General features: G+C 59.2%; 4 protein-coding genes and 1 pseudogene. 2 read left to right on the top strand and 3 right to left on the bottom strand.

From position 1 onward, the window contains the following. Together IV091_RS10540 and IV091_RS10545 are read left to right on the top strand one after the other, a co-directional pair. Nucleotides 1-266, top strand: a pseudogene (locus IV091_RS10540) (histidine phosphatase family protein); the annotation flags it as partial. A 6-nt stretch (nucleotides 267-272) separates the two neighbouring features. Further along, complete coding sequence (locus IV091_RS10545; RefSeq protein WP_293468421.1) at nucleotides 273-839, top strand: adenine phosphoribosyltransferase; 567 nt, start codon at nucleotides 273-275, stop codon at nucleotides 837-839. Between the two features lie 87 nt (nucleotides 840-926). On the opposite strand, the gene IV091_RS10550 is transcribed toward IV091_RS10545, so the two are convergent. The 3 genes from IV091_RS10550 to yidC form a co-directional block, all read right to left on the bottom strand. After that, nucleotides 927-1,421 (bottom strand): hypothetical protein, encoded by a 495-nt coding sequence (locus IV091_RS10550; protein ID WP_293468423.1) that lies wholly within the window; start codon nucleotides 1,419-1,421, stop codon nucleotides 927-929. Between the two features lie 141 nt (nucleotides 1,422-1,562). Next, nucleotides 1,563-2,999: a tRNA uridine-5-carboxymethylaminomethyl(34) synthesis GTPase MnmE gene (gene mnmE / locus IV091_RS10555; RefSeq protein ID WP_293468425.1), complete on the bottom strand. Its 1,437-nt coding sequence runs from the start codon at nucleotides 2,997-2,999 to the stop codon at nucleotides 1,563-1,565. A 42-nt stretch (nucleotides 3,000-3,041) separates the two neighbouring features. Then, on the bottom strand, nucleotides 3,042-3,352 hold a 311-nt coding region (gene yidC, locus IV091_RS10560; RefSeq protein WP_293468427.1), incomplete at its 5' end, for a membrane protein insertase YidC.

The raw sequence follows: 3,352 nt of genomic DNA on the forward strand, positions 1-3,352 counted from the left end.
GCCGCTGCCAGGACACGGCAGAACTCGCATTCGGCCGCCACGAGGTCTGGCCCGCACTGAATTCTTTTTTCGACGGACAGGGCAGCGAAGCGGTGCAAACGGCGCAATTGCGCGCGGCGCTGGGACGCCTGCGCGCCGGCCGGTTTGATGTCTGGGTCACGCACCAGGTCAACATGAGCGCGCTCACAGGGCAAGGCATGGCCATGGGCGAGGGCCTGCTGGTCAACGCACAGGGCAAAATGATCGCCCGCATTCCTTTTGTCTGACCTTCCATGCCGACTACGCAAGACACGTTCAACTACGGCCCCTACCTGCGCCGCCATATTCGCACCGTACCTGACTGGCCGGCGCCTGGCGTGCAGTTTCGCGACATCACGCCGCTGCTGCAAAACCCAAAAGTTTTCCGCGTGCTGATTGACGCCTTTGTGCACCGCTATATGGACCCGGCCCTGCGGCCGGATGTGGTGGCCGGGCTTGACGCACGCGGCTTCATTCTGGGTGCGGTGGTCGCCTATGAGTTGAATGTGGGCTTTGTGCCGATCCGAAAAAAGGGCAAGCTGCCTTTCTCCACCGTTCAGGAAACCTACGAACTGGAATATGGCAGCGCCACCGTGGAACTCCACACTGACGCAGTCAAACCCGGCGACCGGGTACTGCTGATTGACGACCTGATCGCTACCGGCGGCACCATGATGGCGGGCAAGAAACTGCTCGAAAAACTGGGTGCAAGCGTGACGGAGGGCGCGGCCATTGTGGACTTGCCGGAGCTGGGCGGTTCAGCGGCGCTGCGGGCGGCGGGCCTGCCCCTGTTCACCCTGATTGATTTTTCGGGGGATTGAGAAGGGTATCAATTGCTATACATTCAATAGCAATTGATGCTCGCTTTCACCAGGCTGAAATCATTTTTTATGCCTGGAACGTGGCGCCTAATTCAGATCGCCGTATTGCGTGTTGCTCAGCGATGGCACGGTTGGCAAATGCGGCAGGTCGATGTCGTCAAAACTGGCAAGCTGCGGGTGCAGCGCGCCCTGCCTCGAAGCGGGCAATGCCACCTGTGTATCAGCAGCGACCTGCTCGAAGCGCCAGTAGACCGCAGGCACGGTAATTTCAAAAAGGGCTTTGGCATTCCTGATAATCAGCCCTTCCATGACCGCCAGCTTCCCGGGTGAGCCGTCAAGACTCCTGGAAAATTCCATCATGACCATAAAGTTTTCACCGGGCTGATCCAGTGAAAGCACCTTGAATTTGTAGCTGGAAGACAATACGCCGGCCCGCGTCATGGCATCGCGAATAACCACATACAACTGCTCTCGGCGAGCATGGCGTTTGAGCCTGCTGCCATCACCCGAAGTTGCTGCATCGCCGGCTGGTGGCAGTGAGTCCGTCGCAGGCTTTTCGGAAAACCAGTTTAAAAAAGACATATTCAATGCTCTCAAGATGGATGTACAGCGCCCGTTGATGGGCGTTCTTTAATTCAACAAGCTGAGTTTATTTCAACCCCATAAGCTTCTAATTTTTTTATTTATCAGAACTGAAACCATCCAGCGCCGTTCGTGAAACGGCTACTTGCCTATGCAGAAGCTTGAAAAAATCTCACCCAACAAGTCATCGGCCGTGAATGCGCCCGTAATGGCGCTCAGGTGCAGCTGGGCCTGGCGCAAATCCTCTGCCAGCAAATCGAGCGCGGGACAGGCGGCACCCAGTTGCGCAGCGGCAGTTTCGAGATCGGCCTGCACGCTGTGCAGCGCCCGCACATGGCGTTCGCGCGCCATGAACACGCCCTCGGGCGCAGCCTGCCAACCGACTACCTGCAGCAGCTGCTGGCGCAGGGCCGGCAAACCGGCGCCGGTTTTGGCTGAAATCAGGACGCCGCCGCTGAGCTGGCTGAGCACAGCAGCGCTGGCGCTGTCCGACTTGTTCCAGACATCAATGATCGCCGTCGTTTTCGGGAGCTTTTGACGCAATACGTCCGCTATTCGAGCGTCATCTGCTGCGTAATTTTCAGCATCTTGCGAAGCGTCCGCAGCATCCTGCCGGGTCAGATCGTGCAGGAAAAGCACCGCGTCTGCGCTTTCAATTTCAGCCCAGGCCCGCGCAACGCCAATTTTCTCGACCTCGTCGAGCGCATCCCGCAAACCAGCCGTGTCCACCACGTGCAGCGGCACACCTTCGATCTGGATCAGCTGCGACACCTTGTCGCGCGTGGTACCGGCGATCGGCGTGACGATGGCGAGCTCGGCACCCGCCAGGGCATTGAGCAGCGAGCTCTTGCCGGCATTGGGCTGGCCGGCAATCACCACCTTGATGCCTTCACGCAGAATTGCCCCCTGGGTGGCGCGCTGCATCACGCTGGCCAGCGTGGCCCGCAGGCGCAGCAACTGGCCCTGGGCGTCGGCCTTTTGCAGAAAGTCGATGTCTTCCTCCGGGAAATCCAGCGTGGCTTCGACCAGCATGCGCAAGTGAATCAGCTGCTCCAGCAGGGTGTTGACGGCTATCGAAAATTCGCCCGACATGGACCGCGCGGCTGAGCGCGCCGCCGTTTCGGTGCTGGCATCAATCAGGTCCGCAATCGCTTCGGCCTGCGCCAGGTCGATCTTGTCATTGAGAAAAGCACGCTCGGTAAACTCGCCCGGCTGGGCAACACGAAGCTCGGACAAGCCCGGTTGGCCGGTCGAAGGATTGATCGTGGCACCCGCCTCCAGGCAACGCGCCAGCAGCAGTTGCAGCACGACAGGTCCGCCATGCGCCTGCAGTTCCAGCACGTCCTCGCCGGTATAGGAGTGAGGTGCGGGAAAATAAAGAGCCAAGCCCTGGTCAATCACCTGCCCCATGGCATCCTGGAACGGCAGGTAAGTCGCCTGGCGGGGCAGCAGCGTGCGACCACAAATAGCGCTGATGAGCGGCGCAATTTCCTTTCCGGAAACGCGAACAATGCCCACCGCGCCGCGTCCGGGTGCGGTGGCGATGGCAACGATAGGATGGTAATGACGGGCCAGCATGAAGCCTCAATGTTAAAGGGCCGCTAAAGCGGCCCTTTTTTGTTACTTGAACTTCGGCAGATTGAACTGCGGCGGTACACCCATTCGGGTATTGATGACCCACTGCTGGGCAATCGACAGAATGTTGTTGGTAATCCAGTACAACACCAGACCGGCCGGGAAGAAGAAGAACATCACACTGAAAATCAGCGGCATGAACCACATCAGCTTGGCCTGCATCGGATCTGGCGGCGCCGGATTGAGCGCGGTCTGCAGCATGGTGGTCAAGGCCATCACGATGGGCAGGATGTAGTAGGGGTCGGGCGACGACAAGTCGGTGATCCACATGACCCACGGCGCATTGCGCATTTCAA

Source organism: Polaromonas sp. (genome assembly GCF_018780625.1).
Taxonomy (GTDB): domain Bacteria; phylum Pseudomonadota; class Gammaproteobacteria; order Burkholderiales; family Burkholderiaceae_C; genus Polaromonas.